Origin of the sequence: Curtobacterium sp. BRD11, from assembly GCF_031844345.1 — a bacterium.
In the GTDB taxonomy this organism is placed as follows: Bacteria; Actinomycetota; Actinomycetes; order Actinomycetales; family Microbacteriaceae; genus Curtobacterium.
Genome location: NZ_JAUZUZ010000003.1, coordinates 299,769 through 324,927, shown reverse-complemented (window position 1 = coordinate 324,927; position 25,159 = coordinate 299,769). Strand labels below are relative to the sequence as shown.

At 72.2% G+C, this 25,159-nt stretch carries 26 protein-coding genes; 12 read left to right on the top strand and 14 right to left on the bottom strand.

Annotated elements, in window-relative coordinates; all coding sequences use genetic code 11:
• Positions 1–54 precede the first annotated feature (54 nt).
• From Q9R28_RS09395 to Q9R28_RS09375, 5 genes are all read left to right on the top strand, one after another.
• Positions 55–594 (top strand): hypothetical protein, encoded by a 540-nt coding sequence (locus Q9R28_RS09395; RefSeq protein ID WP_311205955.1) that lies wholly within the window; start codon positions 55–57, stop codon positions 592–594.
• 19 nt (positions 595–613) lie between these two features.
• A complete protein-coding gene (locus tag Q9R28_RS09390; protein WP_311205954.1) occupies positions 614–1,873 on the top strand; it encodes a PIG-L family deacetylase in 1,260 nt (419 codons plus the stop codon).
• A 37-nt stretch (positions 1,874–1,910) separates the two neighbouring features.
• Complete coding sequence (fdxA, locus tag Q9R28_RS09385) at positions 1,911–2,228, top strand: ferredoxin (protein ID WP_066652836.1); 318 nt, start codon at positions 1,911–1,913, stop codon at positions 2,226–2,228.
• A 14-nt stretch (positions 2,229–2,242) separates the two neighbouring features.
• Complete coding sequence (gene dapC, locus Q9R28_RS09380) at positions 2,243–3,361, top strand: succinyldiaminopimelate transaminase (protein WP_311205953.1); 1,119 nt, start codon at positions 2,243–2,245, stop codon at positions 3,359–3,361.
• Between the two features lie 194 nt (positions 3,362–3,555).
• A complete protein-coding gene (locus Q9R28_RS09375; RefSeq protein WP_081984701.1) occupies positions 3,556–4,854 on the top strand; it encodes a citrate synthase in 1,299 nt (432 codons plus the stop codon).
• Positions 4,855–5,439: 585 nt separating this feature from the next.
• Here the strand turns inward: Q9R28_RS09375 and Q9R28_RS09370 are convergent.
• Positions 5,440–6,255, bottom strand: a complete 816-nt coding sequence (locus Q9R28_RS09370) for an alpha/beta hydrolase fold domain-containing protein (protein ID WP_311205952.1) — start codon at positions 6,253–6,255, stop codon at positions 5,440–5,442.
• Positions 6,256–6,278: 23 nt separating this feature from the next.
• The gene (dapD, locus tag Q9R28_RS09365) at positions 6,279–7,247 is read right to left on the bottom strand and encodes a 2,3,4,5-tetrahydropyridine-2,6-dicarboxylate N-succinyltransferase (RefSeq protein ID WP_311205951.1); all 969 of its coding nucleotides are present in this window, start codon (positions 7,245–7,247) and stop codon (positions 6,279–6,281) included.
• A 174-nt stretch (positions 7,248–7,421) separates the two neighbouring features.
• On the opposite strand from dapD, the gene dapE reads away from it, so the two are divergent.
• Positions 7,422–8,504, top strand: coding sequence for a succinyl-diaminopimelate desuccinylase (dapE, locus tag Q9R28_RS09360; RefSeq protein WP_066657851.1), 1,083 nt, complete (start codon positions 7,422–7,424; stop codon positions 8,502–8,504).
• Positions 8,501–9,739 (top strand): hypothetical protein, encoded by a 1,239-nt coding sequence (locus tag Q9R28_RS09355; RefSeq protein WP_311205950.1) that lies wholly within the window; start codon positions 8,501–8,503, stop codon positions 9,737–9,739. The genes dapE and Q9R28_RS09355 overlap by 4 nt, the downstream gene beginning before the upstream one ends.
• On the opposite strand, the gene Q9R28_RS09350 is transcribed toward Q9R28_RS09355, so the two are convergent.
• A complete protein-coding gene (locus tag Q9R28_RS09350; protein WP_158407733.1) occupies positions 9,718–10,860 on the bottom strand; it encodes an AI-2E family transporter in 1,143 nt (380 codons plus the stop codon). The two genes, Q9R28_RS09355 and Q9R28_RS09350, sit on opposite strands and share 22 nt — an antisense overlap.
• Positions 10,861–11,005: 145 nt before the next feature.
• On the opposite strand from Q9R28_RS09350, the gene Q9R28_RS09345 reads away from it, so the two are divergent.
• Positions 11,006–11,176, top strand: a complete 171-nt coding sequence (locus Q9R28_RS09345) for a DUF3117 domain-containing protein (RefSeq protein WP_017887054.1) — start codon at positions 11,006–11,008, stop codon at positions 11,174–11,176.
• A 173-nt stretch (positions 11,177–11,349) separates the two neighbouring features.
• Here the strand turns inward: Q9R28_RS09345 and Q9R28_RS09340 are convergent, their stop codons facing one another.
• On the bottom strand, positions 11,350–11,982 hold the full coding sequence (locus tag Q9R28_RS09340; protein ID WP_066652851.1) for an O-methyltransferase: 633 nt from the start codon (positions 11,980–11,982) through the stop codon (positions 11,350–11,352).
• A 64-nt stretch (positions 11,983–12,046) separates the two neighbouring features.
• Here Q9R28_RS09340 and Q9R28_RS09335 point away from each other — a divergent pair, with 64 nt between their 5' ends.
• On the top strand, positions 12,047–12,427 hold the full coding sequence (locus Q9R28_RS09335; protein ID WP_066652853.1) for a twin-arginine translocase TatA/TatE family subunit: 381 nt from the start codon (positions 12,047–12,049) through the stop codon (positions 12,425–12,427).
• A 69-nt stretch (positions 12,428–12,496) separates the two neighbouring features.
• Here the strand turns inward: Q9R28_RS09335 and Q9R28_RS09330 are convergent, their stop codons facing one another.
• The 4 genes from Q9R28_RS09330 to Q9R28_RS09315 are packed head-to-tail and all read right to left on the bottom strand — an operon-like array spanning position 12,497 to position 16,420.
• On the bottom strand, positions 12,497–13,348 hold the full coding sequence (locus Q9R28_RS09330) for a bifunctional 2-polyprenyl-6-hydroxyphenol methylase/3-demethylubiquinol 3-O-methyltransferase UbiG (RefSeq protein ID WP_066652855.1): 852 nt from the start codon (positions 13,346–13,348) through the stop codon (positions 12,497–12,499).
• Between the two features lie 43 nt (positions 13,349–13,391).
• Complete coding sequence (locus tag Q9R28_RS09325; RefSeq protein ID WP_311205949.1) at positions 13,392–14,558, bottom strand: P-loop NTPase; 1,167 nt, start codon at positions 14,556–14,558, stop codon at positions 13,392–13,394.
• On the bottom strand, positions 14,551–15,066 hold the full coding sequence (locus Q9R28_RS09320) for a DUF1003 domain-containing protein (RefSeq protein ID WP_396137159.1): 516 nt from the start codon (positions 15,064–15,066) through the stop codon (positions 14,551–14,553). The genes Q9R28_RS09325 and Q9R28_RS09320 overlap by 8 nt, the downstream gene beginning before the upstream one ends.
• A 34-nt stretch (positions 15,067–15,100) precedes the next feature.
• A complete protein-coding gene (locus Q9R28_RS09315; protein WP_066652860.1) occupies positions 15,101–16,420 on the bottom strand; it encodes a magnesium transporter MgtE N-terminal domain-containing protein in 1,320 nt (439 codons plus the stop codon).
• Between the two features lie 157 nt (positions 16,421–16,577).
• Between Q9R28_RS09315 and Q9R28_RS09310 the strand changes: the two genes are divergently transcribed.
• On the top strand, positions 16,578–17,495 hold the full coding sequence (locus tag Q9R28_RS09310; RefSeq protein ID WP_311205947.1) for a general stress protein: 918 nt from the start codon (positions 16,578–16,580) through the stop codon (positions 17,493–17,495).
• A gap of 115 nt (positions 17,496–17,610) precedes the next feature.
• Here Q9R28_RS09310 and Q9R28_RS09305 read toward each other — a convergent pair whose 3' ends face one another.
• Together Q9R28_RS09305 and Q9R28_RS09300 are read right to left on the bottom strand one after the other, a co-directional pair.
• A complete protein-coding gene (locus tag Q9R28_RS09305) occupies positions 17,611–18,120 on the bottom strand; it encodes a GNAT family N-acetyltransferase (protein WP_081985226.1) in 510 nt (169 codons plus the stop codon).
• Positions 18,121–18,135: 15 nt separating this feature from the next.
• The gene (locus tag Q9R28_RS09300; protein WP_209683626.1) at positions 18,136–19,620 is read right to left on the bottom strand and encodes an aminopeptidase P family protein; all 1,485 of its coding nucleotides are present in this window, start codon (positions 19,618–19,620) and stop codon (positions 18,136–18,138) included.
• A 69-nt stretch (positions 19,621–19,689) separates the two neighbouring features.
• Here Q9R28_RS09300 and Q9R28_RS09295 point away from each other — a divergent pair, with 69 nt between their 5' ends.
• Entirely contained in the window at positions 19,690–20,562 is an 873-nt protein-coding gene (locus Q9R28_RS09295) for a PHP domain-containing protein (RefSeq protein ID WP_311205946.1), read from the top strand.
• A 7-nt stretch (positions 20,563–20,569) separates the two neighbouring features.
• On the opposite strand, the gene Q9R28_RS09290 is transcribed toward Q9R28_RS09295, so the two are convergent.
• Positions 20,570–22,054, bottom strand: coding sequence for a glycosyltransferase family 39 protein (locus tag Q9R28_RS09290; protein ID WP_311205945.1), 1,485 nt, complete (start codon positions 22,052–22,054; stop codon positions 20,570–20,572).
• Positions 22,055–22,178: 124 nt separating this feature from the next.
• The gene (locus Q9R28_RS09285; RefSeq protein WP_311205944.1) at positions 22,179–23,675 is read right to left on the bottom strand and encodes a DEAD/DEAH box helicase; all 1,497 of its coding nucleotides are present in this window, start codon (positions 23,673–23,675) and stop codon (positions 22,179–22,181) included.
• A 104-nt stretch (positions 23,676–23,779) separates the two neighbouring features.
• Here Q9R28_RS09285 and Q9R28_RS09280 point away from each other — a divergent pair, with 104 nt between their 5' ends.
• Positions 23,780–24,496, top strand: a complete 717-nt coding sequence (locus tag Q9R28_RS09280) for a ferritin-like fold-containing protein (protein WP_251159866.1) — start codon at positions 23,780–23,782, stop codon at positions 24,494–24,496.
• Between the two features lie 57 nt (positions 24,497–24,553).
• On the opposite strand, the gene Q9R28_RS09275 is transcribed toward Q9R28_RS09280, so the two are convergent.
• Positions 24,554–24,850, bottom strand: a complete 297-nt coding sequence (locus tag Q9R28_RS09275; protein WP_066652875.1) for a hypothetical protein — start codon at positions 24,848–24,850, stop codon at positions 24,554–24,556.
• Position 24,851: 1 nt separating this feature from the next.
• The gene (locus Q9R28_RS09270) at positions 24,852–25,076 is read right to left on the bottom strand and encodes a DUF3107 domain-containing protein (protein WP_066657860.1); all 225 of its coding nucleotides are present in this window, start codon (positions 25,074–25,076) and stop codon (positions 24,852–24,854) included.
• Positions 25,077–25,159: the final 83 nt, after the last annotated feature.

Sequence of the window (25,159 nt, the reverse complement as noted above, 5' to 3'; positions counted from 1 at the left end):
GACTTCCCAGGGAACGCACGCCGCGCCTCCCGGCAGTCCACCTAGGGTGTCCGCATGCGCACGACCCGGACCCTCATCGCCGCCGTGACCGCGGGGATCGCCCTCGCGGGCCTGACCGGCTGCTCCGCCGACGCGGTGCGCCAGGCGACCGACCTCGGCTCGTCGGTCGCCTCGAACGTCAGCGAGACCGTGCAGGGCATCGACGGCAAGGCTGTGCGGGACGGCATGGCCTCGGTCGCGGGCGGCATCGACGGCGCCCTCGACGCGGCACTGTCGGGCACGGGCGTGACGAGCGACGGCAGGGTGCCGGACGGCTTCCCGACCCCCGACGTCCCGCTCGTCGACGGCACCGTGCTCGGCGGTGGGGCCGGGCCGAACGGTTCCGGCTGGGTGGTGCAGGTCCGCGTGGCCTCGGTCGACGACTTCGCGGCGGCCGCCGAGCAGCTCGCTGCCGCCGGGTACACCGAGTCCGCGAAGCGTGCGGACACGTCGAGCGCGTTCGGGATGTTCCGCAGCGACGCGTACCGCGTGGTGCTGACGGTGTCCGAGTCGTCGGACGGCGTCACCGCGACGTACATCGTCACGCCCCGCTAGCGAAGTACCCTGGGACGCGATGTCCAAGGCTCCCGCACCGCGTCCCGAGCGCGTCCTGTTCGTGCACGCCCATCCCGACGACGAGACCCTGTCGTCCGGCGGCACCATCGCCACCCTGCTCGAGCTCGGCGCCGAGGTGACGGTGCTCACCGCCACGCGGGGCGAGCGCGGCGAGATGCTCACCGAGGCCCTGGCGCCGCTCTTCGGTGACGGCCCCCGTGTCGCGGCACACCGCGAGACCGAGATCGCCGCCGCGCTGGCCGCGCTCGGCGGTCCGGCACACCTGTGGCTCGGCGGCCGGGGAGCACGTCCCACCGACCTGCCCGAGCGGCGGTACAGCGACTCCGGCATGCAGTGGGGACCGGACGGACGCGCGACGGCCGCCGACGACGCCCCGGCCGACTCGCTCACCGCGGCGGACCTGGGCGAGGTCGTCGACGACGTGCGCGCGGCGATCCGCTCCACCGGCGCCGACGCGGTGGTCAGCTACGCCGACGACGGCGGGTACGGCCACCCGGACCACGTGCGGGTGCACCACGCTGCCCGGTACGCGGCCCGGGCAGAGGAGGTCCCCTTCTCGATGATCGTCGACCCGACGTCGGACGAGGTCGACCTGACCGTCGACGTCGTCCCCGTCCGGGCGAAGGTCCGCGCCGCCGTCGAGCAGTACCGGTCGCAGGTCGCCATCGACCCCGTGGACCCGACGGACCCGCAGCGCCTGACCTGGGTGATGCCCCACGGCGTCCGGCAGGAGGCCCCCGCGGTCGAGGCGTTCCGGCACGACGCCGACCCGGTGCCCCACGCTCCCGAGACCTTCGCCGAGCTCACCCGTCAGGGGAAGGTGACGGCGGTCGTCGTCGCGGCGGTCGCCGGGCTCGTCGTCGGAGCACTCGGGACCGTCACGCACCAGCAGCGGCTCGCGGGCTTCCCGGTCGGCATGGTCCTGACGACGCTCATCGTGCTCGGACTCGTGGTGGGACTGCGCCTCCTGTACCGCTCGCGGGCGATGGTCGCAGCGGCCGGCATCGGGATCATCGTCGCGACGCAGGTGCTCGTGAGCGTCGGCGGGCAGTCGTCCCCGCTGGTGCTCGCGAACCTCGCCGGCTACGTCTGGACCTTCGCGCCGGCGGCGATCGCGGCGTTCGCCCTCGCCTGGCCCGACCTGTCGGGGCTGCGAGCCCGCGCCGCGGCGGCGTCGGCGTCCGGAGCCGGGGCCGGGACGGCTGCCGCATCGTCCACGGACACCGCGCGGTCCGGGGCTCCCGGGCGCCGCGAGTAGACTCGACCACGCTCAGTCCGAAGGGAGCACCCGCACCGTGACCTACGTGATCGCCCAGCCCTGTGTCGACGTCAAGGACCGCGCCTGCATCGACGAATGCCCGGTCGACTGCATCTACGAGGGTGACCGGTCGCTGTACATCCACCCCGACGAGTGCGTCGACTGTGGTGCGTGCGAGCCGGTCTGCCCGGTCGAGGCGATCTACTACGAGGACGACCTGCCGGACGAGTGGGCCGACTACTACAAGGCCAACGTCGAGTTCTTCGACGAGGTCGGTTCGCCCGGCGGTGCTGCCAAGGTCGGTGTGATCCACAAGGACCACCCCGTCATCACGGCCCAGCCCCCGCGCGGCTGACCCCGGACCGCTCCGTGGCGCTCGACCTCCCCGACTTCCCCTGGGACCAGCTCGTCCCGTTCAAGCAGCGCGCAGCGGCGTACGAGGGCGGCATCGTCGACCTCAGCGTCGGTTCGCCCGTCGACCCGACCCCCGAGGTCGTCCGACGGGCCCTGGCGGGTGCGACCGACGCGCACGCCTACCCGCAGGTCGCCGGCACGCCCGCGCTGCGCGAGGCGATCGCCGACTGGTACGGCCGTCGGCAGGGCATCACGCTGACGCCCGAGCAGGTGCTCCCGACCATCGGCTCGAAGGAGTTCATCGCCGGGCTCGCGCTCTGGCTCGGGATCGGCCCGGGGGACACCGTCGTGTTCCCGGAGGCCGCGTACCCGACCTACGAGCTCGGAGCCGCGCTCGTTCGGGCCGACGCGCTGGCATCGGACGACCCCGCCGCATGGCCGGAGAGCACGAAGCTCGTGTGGCTGAACTCGCCCGGCAACCCGGACGGTCGCGTGCTGTCCGTCGAACAGCTGCGCGCCGCGGTCGCACGGGCGCGGGAGCTCGGCGCCGTGATCGTCGGTGACGAGTGCTACGCCGAGCTCGGGTGGGAGCCGCCGTACGACGCGTCGCCGACACCCTCGATCCTCGACCCGCAGGTCGTGGGCGATCGGGTGGACGGCGTGCTCAGCGTGTACTCGCTGTCGAAGCAGTCGAACCTCGCCGGGTACCGTGCTGCCTTCGTCGCGGGGGACGCCGCGATCCTGGCCGACGTGCTGGCGGTCCGGAAGCACACCGGCATGATGCCGCCGCTGCCGGTCCAGGACGCGATGATCGTGGCCCTCGCCGACGACACGCACGTGCAGCAGCAGAAGGCCCGCTACCGGGCCCGTCGGAACATGCTCCGACGGGCACTCGAAGGGGCGGGCTTCCGGATCGACAACAGCGAGGCCGGGCTCTACCTCTGGGCGACCCGCGGCGAGCCCGCGCTCGACACGGTCGGCTGGCTGGCGGAACGGGGCATCCTCGTCGCACCAGGCACCTTCTACGGGCCCGCCGGGGCGGAGCACGTCCGGGTGGCGCTCACCGCGACCGACGACCGGATCGCGGCCGCGGCGCAGCGGCTGGCGAGCACCCGGAGACTGGCCGCGTCCTGATCGAGGTGGGCCGCGCCTCCCGGTCGTGACGAGGGTTGGGACCGCTGTGCGCTCCCCGCACAATCCGTGGAATCCACCAGATCTCCGCCTTCCGGTGGTGCACGACCGACAGTCGGCGCAGTTAGGCTGTCGTCGTGACTGACACTGCCAACGACGCTCAGAAGACGGCCACACCGCCCACCACGCCCGTCCCCGTGAGCCCCGCCGCCGCGGAGTCGACGGAGACGGCGACACTGACGTTCCCGGGTGGCACGGCGGAGTTCCCGATCCTGCCGAGCGTCGACGGCGCGTCCGCCATCGACATCTCCTCGCTGAAGAAGCAGACCGGGCTGAACACGCTCGACTACGGCTTCGTCAACACCGGCGCGACCAAGAGCGCCATCACGTACATCGACGGCGACCAGGGGATCCTGCGCTACCGCGGGTACCCGATCGACCAGGTCGCATCGGGGTGCACGTACCTCGAGGTCGCGTGGCTCCTCATCTACGGCGAGCTCCCCACGAAGGACGAGCTCGACGACTTCGACGCCCGCATCCGTCGGCACACGCTGCTGCACGAGGACCTCCGCCGCCTCTTCGACGCACTGCCGCACTCGGCGCACCCGATGTCGGTGCTGTCGAGCGCCGTGAGCGCACTGTCCACGTACTACGAGGACGACATGGACGTCGACGACCCCGAGAAGGTCGAGCTGCAGACCGTCCGGCTCCTCGCGAAGCTCCCGGTCATCGCCGCCTACGCGCACAAGAAGGCGATCGGGCAGGCGTTCCTCTACCCGGACAACAAGCTGTCGTTCGTCGACAACTTCCTCCGGCTGAACTTCGGCACGATGGCCGAGCCGTACGAGCCGAACCCGGTGCTGTCGAAGGCGCTCGAGCGGCTCCTCATCCTGCACGAGGACCACGAGCAGAACGCCTCCACCTCGACCGTGCGCCTGGTCGGCTCGACGAAGGCGAACATGTTCGCGTCGATCTCCGCCGGCATCAACGCGCTGTACGGGCCGCTGCACGGTGGCGCGAACGAGGCCGTGCTCGAGATGCTGCAGCAGATCAAGGACTCCGGTGAGCCGGTGTCGCGCTTCGTCGAGCGGGTGAAGAACAAGGAGCGCGGGGTGAAGCTCATGGGCTTCGGGCACCGCGTCTACAAGAACTACGACCCGCGCGCGAAGCTCGTGAAGGAGTCCGCGCACGAGGTGCTGCAGTCGCTCGGGGTGCAGGACGACCTGCTCGACATCGCGATGGAGCTCGAGCAGATCGCGCTCGAGGACGAGTACTTCGTCAGCCGCAAGCTCTACCCGAACGTCGACTTCTACACGGGCATCATCTACCGGGCGATGGGCTTCCCGCCGCGCATGTTCACGGTGTTGTTCGCCATCGGGCGTCTGCCGGGGTGGATCGCCCAGTGGCGTGAGCTCAACAACGACCCGCTCAACAAGATCGGTCGCCCGCAGCAGCTCTACGTGGGGCACCCGGAGCGGGACCTGCCCGCTCGCTGACGTCCGGCCCCGGTCCACTTGACACGGTCCGAGAGGCCCGCTCGCGTCCCGCGAGCGGGCCTTCTCCGTCACGCTCGACGGGCGGGGCCCGCGAGCGGACCATTCCTGTCACGCGCGACGTCGTCCGGCGACGGTTCCTGCCCGCTCGGCAGGAGACGCGCGGCGTGTCCTGCCCGCTCGGTGACCTGAGGGCAAGTGCGCGCGCGCCGGACGGGAGGCGCGGTGTGGGCTGGCACCGCGCCTTCCGTCCGGCGCACCCGTTCCTTCCCAACACGCGTGCCATGGCAGGCGGAACCGGGCGTACCTGGTCGATCCTGCGGATCAGGTACGCCCGGTTCTGCTGGGTGCGCCCGGTTCTGCTGGGTGCGCCCGGTTCTGCTGGGTGCGCCCGGTTCTGCTGGGTGCGCCCGGTTCTGCTGGGTGCGCCCGGTTCTGCTGGGTGCGCCCGGTTCTGCTGGGTACGCCCGGTTCTGCTGGGTGCGCCCGGTTCCGTGAGTGCGCCCGGGGTCCGTCGGTCCCCGGCGGCGTCACCCGGCTCGCGGCGAACTCCTCGCGGCGCTCAGGAGCGGCGCTCGGGAGCGGCGTTCAGCAGGCGCGGTGCGCCGCCGCCGGGAATCGGCCCGTCGCCCAGGTCCCGAGCAGGTCGACGGCAGCACGGAACGCGGGCGTGCCCGGTCGGTTCAGGAAGGCGTGCCGATCGGGCAGGACGTGTCGCTCCACCGACGTGCCCGCCGAGACGAGCTCGGCAGCGAACCGCTCGCCCGACGCCCGCATCGCGTCGGACGCGGCGTCGACGACGAAGGCGGGCGGGAAGCCGGTCAGGTCCTGTCCGCCGGCGAACGCGGTCCGCTGCCCGAGTGCCGTCCGGGGCACCGCGTTCCGGTTCGCGACGTCGAGGGCCCACGGGGCGTGCGTCACACGGCGGTGTCCGCGGACGGTGCGCTGCACGGCGCGGTCGCGGGGGAGTCGGGCGTGGTGGAAGCCGTACGCGAGGACGACGCCCTCCGGCGGGTCGCCGGCATCGAGCAGGCCGAGCGTCGCGGCGGACGCGAGGCACGCCCCCGCGCTCGCCCCACCGAGCAGCAGCGGCCCGTCGGTGTGCGCCCTCGTGTGTCGGACCACCGCGAGCACCTCGTCGTGCGCGTGGGGCCACCGCGCCCGGGGCCGAGCTCCGCGGCGTCCGACCCAGGGCAGCCCGGGCAGCGGAGCGAGGCGGTAGTCGACGGTCACGACGGCGAGCCCGTGGGCGGCCAGCGCGGTGGCGACGGCGTGCGACTCCGGTTGGTCGAGGCCACCGCGGAAGAACCCGCCCCCGTGCAACCAGACCAGGGTGGGTCCGCCCGGGCGTCCGTACCGCCGGACGGGCACCGGTCCGTGCGGCCCCGCGATCGTCGCCCCCATGCCGTCTCTCGTCGGGAGCCGCGCTACGCGTGCAGCGCCGTGTTGAGCTGGATGCCCTGGCCCTGGCGCTGCAGGGCCTCGACCGCACCGGAGAGCGAGTTGCGCCGGAACAGCACGTTCGGCACGCCCGACAGCTCTGCGGCCTTCACGGTGCGCGGCGTGCCGTCCGGGTTCGGTGCGACACCCACCAGGACGACCTTGGTGCCGGCCGTCACGTAGAGTCCGGCCTCGATCACGGAGTCGTCCCCGAGCGAGATGCCGAGGCCGGCGTTCGCCCCGAGGAGCGCCCGCTCGCCCAGCGACACCCGGTGCGTCCCGCCGCCGGACAGGGTCCCCATGATCGACGCACCCCCACCGATGTCGGTGCCGTCTCCGACGACGACCCCCTGCGACACCCGACCCTCGATCATGGCGTCACCGAGCGTGCCGGCGTTGAAGTTCACGAAGCCCTCGTGCATGACGGTCGTGCCGGGAGCCAGGTGTGCGCCCAGCCGCACCCGGTTGGCGTCGCCGATGCGCACCCGGTCCGGCACGACGTAGTCGAGCAGGCGGGGGAACTTGTCGACCGCGTGCACCGCGATGCCCGCACGCTGCAGGACCGGACGAAGGCGGACGAGGGCGTCCGGGTGCACCGGGCCGGCGTTGGTCCAGGCGACGATCGGCAGGTGACCGAAGACGCCGTCGAGCGAGACGGTGTTCGGCCGGACGTGCAGGTGGCTGAGCAGGTGCAGCCGCAGGTACGCATCGGGCGTGCTGGTCGGTGCGTCGTCGATGACGATCTCGGTCGTCACCGCCTCGATCCGGACCTCGCGCCGGGGGTCGTCGCCGACGTGCGCCTCGAGCTCGGGCGGGAACACCGCGTCGGCCGGACGCGCACCGAGGTGCGTCTCGGGGTACCAGGTGTCGAGGACGGCGCCGTCGGCGGCGATCGTCGCGAGGCCGTGGCCCCAGGCGTGCGTGGGTCGGTCGGTGGCAGCGGTCGCGTCGGTCACGCCACCAGGGTAGCGAGCGGGCCGGTCGGCGACCCGTCCGGGGAGACGGTCTGTGGAGAACGTCGGTGACGCGACCAGGCCGGCCTGGAGGCAAAGGTGCTGTGGACGGATCGGCACCGTCCACCGGTGGTCGCCTCACCGTCCGCTGAGGGAAGCGGCCGGTACGCTGACCGCATGCCGGAGCAGCTCGACCTCACCGCCTCGTCCATCGACATCACGCGCGCCGTCTGCGACATCGAGTCGGTGTCGGGGAACGAAGGACCCCTCGCCGACGCGATCGAGGCGGCGCTGTCGTCGCTGCCCCACCTCGACGTCGTGCGCGACGGCGATGCGATCGTGGCACGCACGCAGCTCGGTCGCGAGCGCCGGGTCGTGATCGCCGGGCACATCGACACGGTGCCGCTCAACGGCAACCTGCCGACCGAGTTCCGGACCGCGGACGACGGCACCGAGATCCTCTGGGGTCGCGGCACGGTCGACATGAAGGCCGGGTGCGCCGTGCAGCTGAAGCTCGCGCACGACCTGACCGAGCCGAACGTCGACGTCACGTGGGTGTTCTACGACCACGAGGAGGTCAGCGACTCCCTGAACGGCCTCGGTCGGCTGGCGCGGACCCGTCCCGAGCTGCTCGCGGGCGACTTCGCGATCCTCGGCGAGCCGTCGGGCGCCCAGATCGAGGGTGGGTGCAACGGCAACCTCCGCGCCGAGGTCCGGACCTCCGGCAAGCGCTCCCACAGCGCACGCAGCTGGATCGGCGACAACGCGATCCACAAGACCGCACCGATCCTGGCGACGCTCGCGGCGTACGAGCCGCGCACCGTGACGGTCGACGGGCTCGAGTACCGTGAGGGGCTCAACGCCGTGGGCATCACCGGCGGCATCGCCGGCAACGTCATCCCGGACGAGGCCATGGTGCACGTGAACTACCGCTTCGCGCCGTCGCGCAGCGCGGACGAGGCGGTCGCGCACATCCGAGAGCTGTTCGCCGGGTACGACGTGCAGATCGTCGACCTCGCCGCCGGCGCCCGCCCCGGGCTCGACGCGCCGCTCGCGCAGCAGTTCGTCGCAGCGGTCGGCGGCCCGGCCCCGCGTCCGAAGTACGGGTGGACCGACGTCGCCCGCTTCTCGGCGCTCGGGGTCCCGGCGGTCAACTACGGTCCCGGCGAGCCGGTCTTCGCCCACCACGACGACGAGCAGGTCCCCGTCGACCAGATCACCGCGGTCGAGGACGGCCTGCGTCGGTGGCTGACGGCGTGACCACCGGCCCCGCGCGCACCGTCGCGGGGCTCCACGGCGCCGGCCGCTGGCGCGCGCGCTACCGGCTCGTGCCCTGGTGGGTCCGGGTCACCGTCGTCTACGTGGTCGCGCGGCTCGTGACGGGGGCGATGCTCCTGGCCTTCGCCGGTGTGCAGACCGCCAACTCGTTCACCGGTGCGCGTCCGTCGTACCTGTCCTTCGCATCCATCTGGGACGGCGCCTGGTACCGGGTGATCGCGTCGAACGGGTACCCGTCGACCCTGCCGGTGGACGCCGCGGGTCACGTCACCGAGAACGCGTGGGCGTTCATGCCCGCGTACCCGTTCCTCGTCCGAGGGCTGATGGTGCTGACCGGGGCGTCGTTCGAGGCCGTCGCGGTCACCGTGTCGCTGGTCGCCGGGTGGGGCGCTGCGCTGGTGTTCCGACGGCTGATGGGCCGCTTCCTCGACGACGGCCGGGCGACGTTCGCCACGGTGCTGTTCTGCGTCGCGCCGGTGTCCGCCGTGTTCCAGGTCGCCTACGCCGAGGCGATGGGGCTCTTCCTGCTCCTGGTCGCCCTGCTGCTGATGGTCGACCGCCGCTGGTGGACGATGCTGCCGGTCGTGCTGCTGCTCGGGATGACCCGACCGACCGGGCTCGCGTTCGCGTTCCTCGTGGTGCTGTTCCTGGCCGCCTGGACGATCCGGCCGTCATGGGTGCGCGAGGTGGAGCGGCCGACCCTGCGCACCGCTCTGCCGCCACTCGTCGTGGGTTCGGTCTCGGGGCTCGTCGGACTCGCCTGGCCGGCGATCGCGTGGGCGGTGACCGGGGTCCCGAAGGCGTACACCGACACCGAGCTCGCCTGGCGGTCGTCGTACATCGGGTGGCGGGAACTCGTCCCGTTCGCGCCGTGGATCCAGGGCGCCGGCTGGTGGTTCGGGCAGCCGGCGGGGGCGATCCTGCTCGCCGTGGCGCTCGTCGGGTTCGCGGTGTTCGTCGCGCACCCCGCTGTGCGGCGCGTCGGCCTCGAGCTGCGGTTGTGGGGCGTGGCCTACGTCGTCTACCTGCTCGCCGTGTTCTTCCCGCAGTCGAGCACCTGGCGCATCCTGCTGCCGATCGCGCCGCTCCTCGGCATCGTGGCCCTCCCGCGGTCGTCGGGCTACCGGGTGCTGGTGGTCGCGGTCTGTCTCGGTCTGCAGTTCGTCTGGCTGTACACCTGCTGGTGGGTCGACGGCTACGACTGGACGCCGCCGTGATCGACCTCGCGGTCGTCTGAGTCCTCGGCGGCCGGTGTCGCCGAGGGGTCCTCGCCCGGGCGCCAGTCGGCCGCGGCGTGCACCATCGCGTTCACCGTCGCGATGAACGGCACGGCGAAGAAGGCTCCGACGACGCCGGCGATCGTGGTGCCCGCGGTCACACCGAGCACGACGCCGAGCGGGTGCACCCGGACGGCCGAGCCGGTCAGGAACGGGTGCAGCACGTGGCTCTCGAGCTGCTGGACCACCACCACCACGGCGAGCATGACCAGCGCCGGCACCAGTCCGTTGAAGACCAGCGCGATGAGCACGGCGACGATGCCGGCGACGATCGCCCCGACCACCGGGACGAACGCGCCGAAGAACACGATCACGCCGATCGGGACGGCGAGCGGGAGGCCGAGCGCGAGCGCGCCGATGACGATGCCGAGTGCGTCCGTCACCGCGACGACGAGCTGCACGCGGATGAAGCTGGTGAGGGTCTTCCACCCCGCCTGACCCGCGGCGTCGATGCGTCCGCGCGAGCGTCGCGGGAAGATCCGCACCACCCACGACCAGATCCGGCGGCCGTCGATGAGCACGAAGATCGTCGTGAACACCACGATGAACAGCCCCTCGAGCGCGTGCACCAGCCCGCTGCCCGCCTCGGCGGCCCCGGACAGGATCGACGCGACGTGGGTCTGCAGGAACTTCGTCGCCTCCGCCAGGTACTTCGTGACCTGCGCCGAGGTGATGCCGAACGGCTCGGACGCGAGCAGGGTCTGGAAGGTCTGCACGTTGCTCGTCAGTCGACGCTCGAGCGTCGGCAGGTCGTAGCGGATCTGCGCCGTCACGACGAGCGCCAGGACACCGAGGACGACCACGACCGAGATGCAGGCCGTGAGCACGGCGAGCCACTTCGGCCACCGGTGACGTTGCAGGAACGCCGAGAAGGGGGCGAGCAGTGCGCAGACGAGCAGCCCGACCAGGAACGGCACGAGGATGTCCTGCAGCAGGACCACGAGGGCGACGACGACGGCGAGGGCAGCCACCACCACGAGGAAGCGCCACGAGAACGCTCCGGCGATGCGCATGCCCCTCGGCACCGCCTCGACGACCGGATCGACCTGTGGACGCAGCATGGAGCGGATGTTCGGCACACGCCAAGGTGACCACCCGGAGCCGCGAGAACGTCGCATTCCGACACCCCCAACCTGGGCGGTTTCGCAGTTGCCCCCTCGGTACGGGATAATGGGCCTGCATCTTCTGCACGAAAGGGGACATCTGATGGCAGCGATGAAGCCGAGGACCGGTGACGGGCCGATGGAGGCTGTCAAGGAGGGTCGACTCATCATCGTGCGGGTTCCGCTCGAAGGTGGAGGCCGCCTGGTGGTCTCGGTCAACGACGCCGAGGCCAAGGAACTCCACGACGCACTGGCAGAGGTCGTCTCCGCCTAGTCCGTCGACGCACCACGACGAGAGGCCCGGAGCGCGTACGCTCCGGGCCTCTCGTGTGCGTCGTGGCCGACGGAACCGGCAGACCGGGCCGCGACGTCCGTCGATCCAGGACGTCCATCGGATCAGGATGTCCGTCGGTCCAGGACGTCCGTCGGGTCAGGACGTCCGGCGGGTCAGGCCGAGACCTTCGTCATCTGCAGCAGCCCGTCCCCGGCGGGGGAGAGCGCACTCCGCACCGCGCCCGAGGTCGAGACCTCGGTGAGCAGCAGTCGGAAGTCCGTCGTCGCGCGGTCCCGACGCACCGGGTCCGCGACGCGACCGCGCCAGAGCGCGTGCGGCACGAGCACGGTGCCCCCGACGCGCGCGAGGCGGAGTCCGTGCTCCACGTACTCGATCACGTGCTCGGGGTCGGCGTCGACGAGGACGACGTCGTACGACGCCTCGTTCATCCGGGGCAGCACCTGGTTCGCCCGACCCGGGATGAGCCGGACGCGCGAGGGCGCCGTGCCGGCGGCGACGTAGGCGTCACGGGCGTACTGCTGGTGGTCGACCTCGACGTCGATCGTCGTGAGGGTCGCATCGGGCGCGCCGCGCAGCAGGTAGAGCCCCGAGACGCCGAGCCCGGTGCCGATCTCGATCATGCTCGTCGCGCGCGATGCCGCTGCGACCACGGCGATCTGGGCGCCGATCGCGGGGGAGACGGCTTCGACCCCGAGTTCGAGGGAGTGCTCTCGCGCTCGGGCGATCACCTCGGGCTCCGAGACGATGTCCTCGGCGAACTTCCAGTTCGACTCTTTCTCTGACACGCACACTCCGTTCGGGAGACAACTCTACGGGTGCGGCGCAGTGGGACGGGTTACGCTCGTTGCCGTGTCCATCGACTTCAACAAGATCCTGATCATCGGGATCATCGCGGTGCTGCTGCTCGGGCCGCAGCGCCTGCCGATGTACGCGCAGAAGCTCGCCGAGTTCGTCAAGGCGATCCGCCGGTTCGCGGACACCGCGAAGGACCGCATGCGCGAGGAGATGGGCCCCGAGTTCGACGACGTCGACTGGCAGAAGCTCGACCCCCGGCAGTACGACCCCCGTCGCATCATCCGCGACGCCCTGCTCGACTCCGGGGGCACCGCCGCCGGCAGCACGGCCGCGGTGGAGACCGCGCAGGTCACCGCGTCGAAGGTGCGTGCGACGGCGCCGGTGGTGCCGCTCGCCGAGGGCGAGCCGGCCCCCTTCGACACCGAGGCGACCTGACGCGGCTCCCGTCACGACACGACGGACGGGAGGCCCGGTGCCAGCTGGCACCGGGCCTCCCGTCCGTTCTCAATCACGCGTCGCGACGATCGTGAACGTCGTCGGGATCCGGTCGCGGTCCGGGGCGGGCCACACCCACGAACCGTGGCCGTCCTCCTCCATGCGCGGGCTGAACCGCCACGGCAGGGTGCGCCCCTCGTCCAGTCGGCGGAGACGCAGTCCGGCGCCGAGCAGGGCGTTGACGACCTCGGACAGCGGGTGCGGCCACTCGTACGTCCGGGTGTTCGCGACGGTGCCCTCGCCGACGTAGGTGCCCGCGTCCTCCCACTGCTGGGCCGTGCCGTCGGGGAAGTACCGGTGCCGCGTCACGAGCTCCGGCGCGTCCTCGTCCAGGGCGTACAGCGCGGGGTGTCCGTCGCGGATGAAGAACACCCCGCCCGGCCTGAGGAGTCCCGCGACCTGCGCGGCCCAGCGGTCGAGGTCCGGGAGCCAGCAGATCGTGCCGATGCTCGTGTAGACGACGTCGAAGTCGCCCGTGACGGCCGCGCGGGCGTCGAGGACGTCGGTCTCCACCCACGTGACGTCGAGGCCGAGCCGGTCGGCCAGGGCCGCTGCCGCCGCGAGCGCCGGTGCCGAGAAGTCGACCCCGGTGAGGCGTGCACCCTCGCGGGCCAGCGAGACCGTGTCGGTGCCGATGTGGCACTGCAGGTGGCAGACGTCGAGCCCCGTGAGCGTGCCGCCGGGCAGCCACGGCGTGAGCGCGGGCAGGTCGTCGCGCACGACGTCCGACCGGTGTGCCGGGTCGTCGAGCGCGGCGACGTCGTACGCGCCCTCGTGGATGGGGACCCGGTCGTCCCAGTTCGCGCGGTTCGTCGCGCGGGCGGCGTCCCAGTCGACGCTGACGTGGTCGGAGCTGTCCATGCGGCCACGCTAGCGGGCGCATCCGCCCGTGCGCGACGATCGCTCAGGACAGGCTGAGCCCGAGCTTCCGTCCGGCCAGGCCCCGTCCCATCGTGGTGATGGTCTCGGCGACGGACCGCAGGGCGACCGCGGCGGGGTCCTCCGGGGCGCCGAGCACGACCGGGACGCCGCCGTCGCCGCCCTCCCGGAGCGGGACCGACAGGGGGACGCGGCCGAGGACCGGCACGGGGACGTCCTGCCCCCGGGAGAGCCGAGCGGCGGTCTCGTCGCCGCCGCCCTCGCCGAACAGGTGCAGGACGCTGCCGTCGGGCTGCACGAGCCCGGCCATGTTCTCGACCACACCGATGACCTTCTGCCCGGTCTGCCGTGCGACGACCCCGCTCCGCTCGGCGACGTCGGCGGCCGCGGCCTGGGGCGTCGTGACGACGAGCACCTCGGCGTGGGGGAGCAGCTGCCCGACCGAGATCGCCACGTCGCCGGTGCCGGGCGGCAGGTCGAGCAGGAGCACGTCGAGGTCGCCGAACCACACGTCGGTCAGGAACTGCGAGACCGTGCGGTGCAGCATCGGTCCACGCCAGGACACCGCGGTCGAGACGTCGTCGACGAACATGCCGATCGAGACGACCTTCACCTCGTGGGCGACCGGCGGCAGGATCATGCTGTCCACACGGGTCGGTCGTGGTGCGACGCCGTGCTCGTCGGTCAACCCCATCAGGCCGGGCACGCTGAAGCCGTGCACGTCGACGTCGACGATGCCGACCCGCTGACCGGCCGCTGCGAGCGCGACGGCCAGGTTGACGGTGACCGTCGACTTCCCGACCCCGCCCTTGCCGCTCGTGACGGCGATCACTCGGGTCAGGGAGTCCGGGGTGAACTGCACGCCGCGCGGCCGGCCGGCACGGAGGCGTTCGGTGAGGGCGGCGCGGGTCGCCGGGCTCATCACGTCGACGTCGACCTCGACGTGGTGCACGCCGTCCACGGAACCGGCGGCCGACCGCACGTCGTGCTCGATGGTGTCGGCGGCGGGGCAGCCGACGATCGTGAGCTGCAGGTCGACCCGAACCGAGCCTCCCGGCCGGACGTCGACCCCGCGGATCATGTCGAGCTCGGTGACGGGGCGGCGGATCTCGGGGTCGATCACGCGACCGAGCGCAGCGAGGACCGCGGCGCCGAGCTGCTCGTCGGGCGTCGCTGCGGTGCCGTCAGCCACGCGTGCTCGTCGCTCCCTCACCGTCGTCGACGGAGTCGGCGCGCAGCGCTGCCTCCTCGGCGTCCCGCCGGTCGAGCTCCTCGAGCAGTGACCGGATCTCGGCGCGGATGAAGTCCTTCGACGCCATCTCCCGCATCGCCAGACGGAGGGCGACGACCTCGCGGGCCAGGTACTCGGTGTCGGCGAGGTTGCGCTCGGCGCGCTGGCGGTCCTGCTCGAACTGCACGCGGTCGCGGTCGTCCTGCCGGTTCTGCGCGAGCAGGATGAGCGGCGCCGCGTACGAGGCCTGCAGTGAGAGCACCAGGGTGAGCGCGGTGAAGCCGATCGCAGCCGAGTCGAACTGCCACGGCTTCGGAGCGAGGGTGTTGTAGCCCATCCACAGGGCACAGAAGAGGGTCAGGCCGACCAGGAACCAGGGCGTTCCCATCGCCCGCGCGATGCCCTCGGTCGCCCGACCGAAGGTGTCCCCGCGGCCACGGCGGCGGGTCGGGAGCACACGCGTGCGCATGCCCTTGGGCGAGTCGAGTCGCTCCTGGCGGTTGTCATCCGTTCGGGCCACGGGTGGTCCTCCTCCCCGTCGTCACGGGCGTCTTGCGCTGGCGTTGGCGGAGTCGCGAGGGGGCATCCCCCTCGCCGTGACTTCGCCAGTCGTCCGGCAGGACGTGGTCGAGGACATCGTCGATCGTCACCACCCCGACCAGACGGTGGGCGTCGTCGACCACGGGGACGGACACGAGGTTGTAGGTCGCCATCACGCGCGTGACCTCGGCAGCGCTCGCGTCGACGCGGACCGGCTCGGTCTGCTGGTCGATGAGCGTGCCGAGGCGCTCGTTCGGCGGGTACCGGAGCATGCGCTGGAAGTGCACGAGCCCGAGGAACCGACCGGTCGGCGGCTCGTACGGCGGCAGCACCACGCACACGCTCGCGCCGAGCGCCGGGGCGAGCTCGTGCCGGCGGATGAGCGCCAGCCCCTCGGCCACGGTCGCGTCCGCGGAGACGATGACGGGTTCGGTGGTCATGAGACCACCCGCGGTGTCCGGCTCGTACTCGAGGAGCATGCGGACGTCCTGCGCCTCCTCCGGCTCCATGAGCTGCAGCAGCGCCTCGCTCCGGTCGTCGGGGAACTGCGCGAGCACGTCGGCGGCGTCGTCGGGCTGCATCTGGTCGAGGACGTCGGCTGCGCGGGCGTCCTCGAGCCGGGTCAGGATCTCGATGCGCTCCTGGTCGGGCATCTCCTCGAGCACGTCGGCGAGCCGGTCGTCGGGGAGCTCCTCGGCGACCTCGAACCGGCGCTCCTCGGGCAGGTCGAGGAGCGTCGACGCCAGGTCGGCCGGGACCAGGTCGGAGTAGGCGGCGATCACGTGCTCGGCGGACTGGGCCTCGCCGGGGAGCTCGTCCTCGGTGACCTCGTTCCACGTGGCGAACGTCGTCGGGCCCTTGCCGAACGGCGACGGCGTCGTCTTCGGCTTGCGGAGGAAGAGCTGCGACACCTCCCAGTCGCCCTGTCCGCGGTCCTCGATCGCGACGTCCTCGATCGTGGCGCGGATGCGGTCGCGCGTCAGCAGGACCTTGCGGCCGAGCATCTCCGCGATGACGCGCACCTCACCCCCGCGCTGCTCGAAGCGACGCATGTTGACGATGCCGGTGGTGATGACCTGACCGGCGCCGATCGACGTGACGCGGCCGATGCTGAGGAAGATGCGGCGCTTGCCGGGCACCTCGACGATGAGCCCGACGACGTGCGGGGCGTCGACGCGGCGGTACACGACCAGGACGTCCCGGACGCGACCGACGCGGTCGCCCGCGGGGTCGAAGACGGAGCACCCGGCGAGGCGGGCGACGAAGACCTTCGTGGCGCTCACCCGTCCAGCGTAGTCGCTGCCGCGCGGGCCGGGGACGAGCGCACCCTGCGCACACCGAGGGGACGCGCGGCTCGGTGCATCAGCCGCTGCGCCCCTGCCCCGGAGGTTCCCGGGAGGCGCACGTGTGATCGCAAGGTGCCCGGTGGATGATGGCTGGGTGAGCAACCAGAGCCCGTTCGCCGGACGCACCGCCCAGGCCTTCCCGACGCTGCCGCGTGGGGACGTCCTCGGCACCTACGACAGCTACCCCGATGCCCAGCGCGTCGTCGCGAAGCTCGCCGAGGCGGACTTCCCCGTCGCCAAGATCTCGATCGTCGGCAACGACCTGAAGACCGTCGAGCGCGTCACCGGGAAGATGACATACGGCCGTGCGGCCATCGCGGGCGCGCTCTCCGGTCTCTGGCTCGGCATCTTCTTCGGCATCGTCCTGACGCTGTTCTCACCGACGGCGGGCGGGCTGATCATCGCCGCGGCGATCATCGGTGCCGCGTTCGGCATGCTGTACGGCATCGTCTCGTTCGCGATCACGAAGCGGCAGCGGGACTTCACGAGCGTGCACCAGGTGCTCGCCACGAACTACCAGATCGTCGTCGACCCGCAGCTCACCGGCCAGGCGCAGCGGATCCTCGGCCAGCACGGCGCGACGCCGTCGACGCACTGGAACGACGCTCCGCAGCCGGGCGCGCCGGGTTCGCAGGCCCGACCGTCCCAGGGCCAGGAGCCGTGGCGTCCGGGCCCCCAGCAGAGCTCGCCCTACGGTGGGCACGCGACGCCGCACCAGCCGCAGCAGCACCGGCCTGGAGGCCCGCAGCAGTCCGGCCCGTCGGCCGCCGGTCCGCGGTACGGGACCGACGACGGCCCGCGGTACGGGACGAACGACGGCCCCCGGTACGGCGAGACCCCGCAGACGGCGCAGCAGCCGGCGCCGACGTCGGACCCGCGTGTCCCGCAGTCACGACCGGGCCAGCCCCCGCAGTACGGGGAGCGCGTCGACGGAGCCGACGAGCGCTCCGCCGGTGCGGACCAGCGACCCGGCTCGGCACCCGACGACCGCCGCGACGGCGAGCGCGGCTGACGGAGGGACCGAACCGGAGGACGCCCGCGTCGACGATCGTCGACGCGGGCGTCCTCCGTTGCGGCGCGTGACCGGTCAGGGCTCCGGTCACGGGTCGCCGGTCAGGGCTCGGTGGTCAGAGCACCTTCGAGTAGCACATCGACCGCGCCGCTCCGACGTACGGCCCGAACTGCGCGATGCGGCGGAAGCCCTCGCGCTCGTAGAACCCGATCGCGCGCTTCTGCTCGTCGCCGGTCTCGAGCACGAGCGCCGGGGAACCCAGGTCGATCGCGGCCTCCTCGAGGCGACGGAGGATCGCGCTCGACACCCCGGCCCCGCGGGACTCCGGCCGCACGTACATCCGCTTCACCTCGGCGATGCCGTCCTGCACCAGGCGCAGGCCACCGCAGCCGAGGGGCGTGCCGTCCTCGTCGCGGGCCAGGAAGAAGACCGCGATCGAGTCGGCCGTCGGCTTCTCGCCCGGTTCGGTGTCCCCGCCGTAGGCCCGGTCGATCTCGAGACGCTGGGCGGCGCGGAGCCGCTGTGCGTCGGGCGAGTCGAAGTGCTCGACGTCGATCACCAGCCCGCGCGGCGCGATCGGGCCGTCGGTCGGGGCGGACGTCGTGCTGGGGGAGGCGTCGGGCATCGTCACCCGCTCAGGCTAGCGGCCGGTGCGGGCGATCCACCCCTCCACTTCCGAGGGGGTCCGGGGGATGCCGACCGACAGGTTCTCGGCGCCGTCCTCGGTCACCAGGACGTCGTCCTCGATCCGGACGCCGATGCCGCGGAACTCCTCGGGCACGGTCAGGTCGTCCTGCTGGAAGTACAGGCCGGGCTCGATCGTGAACACCATGCCCGCCTGCACGACGCCGTCGATGTACATCTCGCGACGGGCCTTCGCGCAGTCGTGGACGTCGAGCCCGAGGTGGTGGCTCGTCCCGTGCACCATGTAGCGGCGGTGGAACTGGTTGTCCGGCTGCAGCGACTCCTCGGCCGTACCGGGCAGGAAGCCCCACTCGGCGGTCTTCTTCGCGATGACCTCCATCGCGGTGGCGTGCACCTCGCGGAAGGTGATGCCCGGCTTCACGATCGCGAACGCGGCGTCGGCGGCTTCGAGCACGGCCTCGTAGACCATGCGCTGCACGTCGGTGAAGGTGCCCGACACGGGGAGCGTTCGGGTGATGTCGGCGGTGTAGAACGAGTCGACCTCGACGCCGGCGTCGATCAGGATCAGGTCGCCCGGCTGCACCGCGCCGTCGTTGCGGGTCCAGTGCAGGATGCACGCGTGGTGGCCGGACGCGGCGATCGTGTCGTAGCCGACCGTGTTGCCGTCGGCCCGTGCGCGACGGTTGAACGTGCCCTCGACGATGCGCTCGCCGCGAGGGTGCGCGAGCACGGCGTCGAAGTCGGCGATGACGTCGTCGAAGCCCGACCCCGTGGCCTCGACGGCCTTCCGGAGCTCGCGCACCTCGTACGCGTCCTTGACCAGCCGGAGCTCGGACAGGTCACGGGAGAGCACGTCCTCGGTCGCCGGGGCCCCGTCCACGGCGTCCGCACCGCCGACCGTCGTGCCGAGTCGGGTGTCGAGGGCGCGCGTCAGCTCGGCGTCGGCATCGCGGACGAGCAGGACGGATGCGTCGAGGCCGTCGGCCACCCCGGCGAAGGCGCCGAGGTCGGCCGTCGCGAGACCCAGGTCGGCGGCGACCTCGTCGAGCGAGGGGCGGGGCCCGACCCAGAACTCACCGATCTCGGGGTTCGCGTAGAACTCCTCGGAGTCACGGCCGGCCGTGGCGCGGAAGTACAGCGTGGCGTCGTGACCGGACCCGTTCGGGGTCATCACCAGGACGGAGCCGACGACCGTGTCGGTGCCCCAGCCGGTCAGGTGCGCGAAGGTCGAGTGCGGACGGAACGGGTAGTCGCAGTCGTTCGACCGCACCTTCGCCTGACCCGCGGGGACGACGATCGTGCGTCCGGGGTGCAGCTCCGAGATGCGAGCACGTCGCTCCGCCGCGAAGGGCGACTGCTCGCGCGGCTCGGGGGTGGGACGCTCCCGGTCCGCCCACTGCGACGCGATGTGGTCCTTGAAGGTCGAGGACCCGGGGGTGGTGGATCGGTTGCTCGTCGCGCGAGGAGTGGTGTCGGCCATGTCACCCATCATCGCACCGAGCTGACCCTCCGGCCTGAGCGGCTGTTCACCTGTCGGTAGCATGGTGACGTGCCCGATCCGTTCATCGACCTGCACGCCCACTCGAGCGTGTCCGACGGCACCGAGCGGCCGGCGGAGCTCGTCGCTGCCGCCGCCGCTGCCGGCCTCGACGGCGTCGCCCTGACGGACCACGACACGACGGCCGGCTGGGACGAGGCGACCGCCGCCGTCCGCGACCGGCCGATGTCGCTGCTCCCCGGCCTCGAGCTGAGCACCCGCGTCGGCCACCGGAGCGTGCACGTGCTCGGCTACCTGGTCGACCCGACCGACGAGGCCCTGGTCGCAGAGACCGCCCGGATCCGCGACGGCCGGTTCGCGCGGGCACGGCGCATGGTCGAGCGCATCGGTCGCGACCACCCGATCACGTGGGACGACGTCCTCGCGCAGGCGCGCGACGGCGCCACCATCGGTCGCCCGCACATCGCCGACGCCCTGGTCGCCCGGGGGCTCGAGCCGGATCGCAGCGCGGCGTTCCGCGGGATCCTGCACCCGGCCTCCGGCTACTACGAACCGCACGAGGCGCCGACGCCCCTGCGCGGCGTCGAGCTCATCCGCGGCGCCGGTGGCGTGCCGGTGATCGCGCACCCGGCGGCGTCCTCGCGCGGGATCGTGATCGACGAGCCCATGCTGCGTGACCTCGTCGACGCCGGCCTCGGCGGGCTCGAGGTCGACCACCGCGAGAACCTCGCCCACGGCAAGCGGACGCTGCTCGACTGGGCCGGTCGCTACGACCTGTTCGTCACCGGCTCGAGCGACTACCACGGCACCGGCAAGCCGAACCGGTTCGGCGAGCACCGGACCGCGCGGCACTCCTTCGACGCCATCGTCGACCAGGCCACCGGCAGCGACCCGGTGCACGGAGCGGGCTCCCGCCTGGCCTGAGGACCGGTCAGCGGACGAACGTCGTCACGACCCCCGTGCCGACCCGTCCTCCTCGGAACGTCCGGGTGGAGACCTCGTCGAACCCTGATTCGTCGAGTGCCGCTCGGACCTCGGCTTCTTCTTCGCTCCCGGCCATCCCCACGTAGAAGACCGTCCGGAGCCCGTCCGACCGCCGCGGGATGACATCGGGCTGGGCCCGCTGGTCCTTGAACCACCCGGCCCCGTGCTGCCGGGCCGGCAGCAGGGTCAGGTCACGGAGACCCCGCACCGCCTCGGGGCGATCGTGACGGATGTCCTCCGACCGGTTCACGGAGGGACCGTAGACGATGCCGGCCGGGCCCGGACGGACCGAGCGTTCCGCGACGATGACCTGCGCGGCTCGTCGGAGATCCGGTCGTGGCGCGTCGAACCGCTCGGTGGTCCAGCTCACGACGCAGGCCACGACGAGGACGGCTGCGACCGCCCAGCGCACGAGTGGGCGCAGTCGGTCGAGGCCGAGCGCGATCAGCAGCGCCAGTGCCGGCAGGGACATCGACGGGTACCTCCAGTGGTACATGGGGTGCGCGGTGAGGAGCGTGGCCACCAGGACCGCGGTCGGCAGGAGGAGCCACGGGACGAGGAGTGTCCGCGCACCGACGGATCCGGGTCCACGGCGTCGAGGCGAGGTCAACGCCACCAGGACGCACCCCCACCCGACGATCGCCGCCGGGATCGACGTGAAGAACCACTGGAAGACGCCGACCTCGGCGATGAGTCGGACCGGCTCGGGGCGTTCGATCCACCCCACCTGGTGCACCTGTCCCGCTGCTGCACACATGAAGGGCACCACGATCGCAGCACTCGCAGCCGTCGCGGTCGTCCAGCCGACGAGCGTGGATCGTCCCACCGAACGGCGCGCAGCGGACACGAGGACCGTGACCCCGAGTGCGGCGATCACCAGCACGTCGTGCACGTTGAGGACCACCGCGAGGGACCCCAGCGCTGCGTGGGCCGTCCAGGCGAGCCGGGCGCGGCCACCGGACTCCTGCGTCGCGATGACGAACGCGAGGCAGGCGGCCGTGACGGCAGCGCAGGCGAGGGCGCGGGGCCGGGCGTCGCCACCCGTGTAGAGGACCGGTGGGAGCAGCGTCAGGACGATCCCGCCGAGGACACCGACCCTGGTGGACCGCACCCGGCGACCGAGGACCACCACCATCGACGCGGTGAGTCCGATCGCGACGGCGGAGGGCAGGCGGAGTGCCGCGATCGACGTGCCCGCGACCGTCGCCCACGCTCGAAGGACGCTGTAGTACGCGCCGTGCACGAGGTCGATCTCGCGGAGCATGTCGCTGAACCGGTCACCGTCGAGCTCGACGGCGATGCGGGTCGCGGTCTCGTCGACCCAGATGCTCGGGACGTCGATCGTGGACACCGCCAGGAGGAATGCGAACAACCCGACCGACGCGCTGGGCCCGAAGTCGCGGACGGATCGACGGAGAGATGAGGACGACACATCTCCAGTGTGACATATCAGATCGTCCACTGTCGCATCCGCGATGCCAGGTGGGCGGGGCGGAGGCGCGCGGACGTGACACAGGCCCCGTCACGTGGGTGACGGGGCCTGCGGACGGGAGGCGCTACTCGCCCTCGCCGGTGCCCTGCGGTGCCGAGGTGGTCGCCTCGGCGGAACCACTGCGACGACGACGACGGCGACGGCGCTTCGCGGCCCCGTCGGGGGTCGAGCCCTCGCCGGCGGGCTGCGCGGCGTCGGGACCCGTGGACTCGGCGGCCGGAGCCGACGTGACGGCGTCGGACGAGCCTCCCGACCGGGTGCGCGAGCGCGGACGCGAGCCGCCCTGGCGGTCACCGCTGCGCTCGGAGCCGCGACGGTCACCGGTCCGCTGCGCGCCACGGCCGGCGGAGGAACCTGCCTCGGCCGCGTGCGAGGGCGCACCGGGCAGGCGGCCCTTCGTCCCGGCGGGGATGTCGAGGTCGGCGAACAGGTGCGGCGACGACGAGTAGGTCTCGACGGGCTCGGGGATGCCGAACTCGAGGGCCTTGTCGATGAGCGTCCACTTGTGCAGGTCGTCCCAGTCCACGAAGGTGACCGCGATGCCCGTCTTGCCGGCACGACCGGTGCGGCCGGCGCGGTGCAGGTAGGTGTCCGGGTCGTCCGGGATCGTGTGGTTGATGACGTGCGTGACGTCGTCCACGTCGATGCCGCGCGCCGCGACGTCGGTCGCGATCAGCACGTCGCGCTTGCCGGCCTTGAACGCCGCCATCGCGCGCTCGCGCTGCTCCTGGTTGAGGTCGCCGTGGACGGCGGCAGCGTTGAAGCCACGGTCCTTCAGTTCCTCGACGAGCTTCGCGGCGGCGCGCTTCGTGCGCGTGAAGATCACGGTCTTGCCGCGGCCCTCGGCCTGCAGGATGCGGGCGATGACCTCGTCCTTGTCGAGCGAGTGCGCGCGGTAGATGACGTGCTTGATGTTCGCCTGCGTCAGGCCCTCGTCGGGGTCCGTCGCGCGGATGTGCACCGGGCGCGTCATGAACCGGCGGGCCAGCGCCACGATCGGAGCCGGCATCGTCGCCGAGAAGAGCATGGTGTGGCGCACCGCGGGGACGGCCTGGAAGATGCGCTCGATGTCCGACAGGAAGCCGAGGTCGAGCATGCGGTCTGCTTCGTCGAGCACGACCTCCTGCACCTTCGACAGGTCGAGCAGGCGCTGGCGCTGCAGGTCGATGAGGCGACCGGGCGTGCCGACGACGATCTGCGCGCCGGCCTTGAGCTGCTCGATCTGGCCCTCGTACGCCTTGCCGCCGTAGATCGACACGATCGTGGTCGACCGGTTCGAGGTGGCGAGCTCGAGGTCCTCGGTCACCTGGACCGCGAGCTCGCGGGTCGGGACGACGACGAGCGCCTTCACGCCGTGCTCCGGGTCGGCGCCGAGACGCTGGATCAGCGGCAGGCCGAAGCCGAAGGTCTTGCCGGTACCCGTCTTGGCCTGGCCGATGATGTCCTGGCCGGTGAGGGCGAGCGGGATCGTCTGCTGCTGGATCGGGAAGGGCTCGGCGATGCCCTTCGTCGCGAGCGCGTCGACGATGTCCTGCTCGATGTTGAGGTCTGCGAAAGTCAAAGAATCACCTTAGTCCTGGTGGAAGTCCAGGCCAGTCTACCGACGGCGGGCGAGGACAGCGCCCGCCGGGCGGGAGTGGTGCCCGCGGCCCGTATGCTTGGGGCGTGGTGTCGTGGTGGAACCGGAAGCGCGCTGCGCAGCTCGCCGCCGCGTGGCTGGCGTCGCGGAACCCGCGGAACGCCAAGCCCGTGGAGCGCCTGCAGCTGGACGACGTGAGTCCCGAGCTCGACGTGTACCTGGGGCAGGCGGCCTACCTGCAGCTGTCGCTCTACGAGACGATGGGTCGAGCCGGTGCCGCGGCGCCGACGATGGCCGGGCGGCTCGTCACGGGCGTGCTCGCGACGACCGCGCTCGAGCGGCACCGGACGATCGTCGCCGAGATCGAACGAGGCGGATGGGCGCCCGCGGAGCTCATGGAGCCCCACCGCGAGGCGATCGACCGCTTCCTGCTGCGCACGAGCGGCGCTGACTGGTACGAGTCGATGCTCACGGGCTACGTGACGGCAGGGATCCTCAACGACCTCTTCGGCAACCTGCTCCGGTCGCTGCCGCTCGACGTCCGGCAGCGGTTGCGGACGGTGTTCGACGCGCGCGAGGAACCGGCTGTCGTCGAGGAGCTGGCAGCGCACATCGAGCAGGACCCGCGCGTCGGGTCGCGCCTGGCGATGTGGGGCCGGCGGCTCGTGGGGGACACGCTGCTCGTGGCACGGTCGGCGCTGGCGGTCCACGCCCGTGAGGACCAGGAGAAGCTCGAGCCGGTGTGGACGGAGCTCATCGCTGCGCACACACGGCGGATGGACGCACTCGGCCTGACCGCCTGAGGCGCGGGCCGCGTCGACGGCCCGGGGCGCGGGGCGCGCTCGCTCGGGCCTGCTCGGTCAGACGCGCTCGGTGCGTGCGCGCTCGAAGGCGTGCTCGTCCGCGGCCGTGCGACGACGACCCAGGACCCACTCGGTCACGACGGCGACGACCCCGGCACCCACCAGGGCCACGACCCAGATCCATCCGCCGTCGTACGGCCAACCGGCCCAGGTCAGGGCCTCCCACACGACGGCCGCAACGACGCCGCCGACGACGGGTCCGAGCAGTGCGCCGCGCGTCGAGCGCCACGGCACCACGACGTGCGCGACGGCCCCCGCGATGAGGCCGCCGAGCACGGCGAAGAGCAGCTCCACGTCAGGCGACGAAGCCGATGCGGCGGGACTCCTCTGCGCCGACCTCGACGTAGGCGAGCGAGGCGACGGGCACGATGAACCGGCGGCCCTTCTCGTCCTTGAGGGAGAGGTGGGTCGACTGCGACTCGAGGGCCGCTGCCACGGCCTGCTCAATCTCCTCGGCGCTCTGGGCGGTCTCGAAGGCGATCTCGCGCGGGCTGTTGATGATGCCGATCTTGATGTCCACGAGCACAGCGTATCCGAGCGGTACCCCGTCGGCCCGGGCGTTCGCCGGGGGCGCACCGCCAGCGGCGGTCCCGGTGCGTCGAG

Bases quoted from the DNA above. Each gene is read 5' to 3' on its own strand.
- Q9R28_RS09395 (WP_311205955.1), top strand. From the start codon at position 55: ATGCGCACGACCCGGACCCTCATCGCCGCCGTGACCGCGGGGATCGCC.
- Q9R28_RS09390 (WP_311205954.1), top strand. From the start codon at position 614: ATGTCCAAGGCTCCCGCACCGCGTCCCGAGCGCGTCCTGTTCGTGCAC.
- Q9R28_RS09370 (WP_311205952.1), bottom strand. From the start codon at position 6,255: ATGGGGGCGACGATCGCGGGGCCGCACGGACCGGTGCCCGTCCGGCGG.
- dapE (WP_066657851.1), top strand. From the start codon at position 7,422: ATGCCGGAGCAGCTCGACCTCACCGCCTCGTCCATCGACATCACGCGC.
- Q9R28_RS09350 (WP_158407733.1), bottom strand. From the start codon at position 10,860: ATGCTGCGTCCACAGGTCGATCCGGTCGTCGAGGCGGTGCCGAGGGGC.
- Q9R28_RS09345 (WP_017887054.1), top strand. From the start codon at position 11,006: ATGGCAGCGATGAAGCCGAGGACCGGTGACGGGCCGATGGAGGCTGTC.
- Q9R28_RS09330 (WP_066652855.1), bottom strand. From the start codon at position 13,348: ATGGACAGCTCCGACCACGTCAGCGTCGACTGGGACGCCGCCCGCGCG.
- Q9R28_RS09320 (WP_396137159.1), bottom strand. From the start codon at position 15,066: ATGCGCACGCGTGTGCTCCCGACCCGCCGCCGTGGCCGCGGGGACACC.
- Q9R28_RS09305 (WP_081985226.1), bottom strand. From the start codon at position 18,120: ATGCCCGACGCCTCCCCCAGCACGACGTCCGCCCCGACCGACGGCCCG.
- Q9R28_RS09300 (WP_209683626.1), bottom strand. From the start codon at position 19,620: ATGGCCGACACCACTCCTCGCGCGACGAGCAACCGATCCACCACCCCC.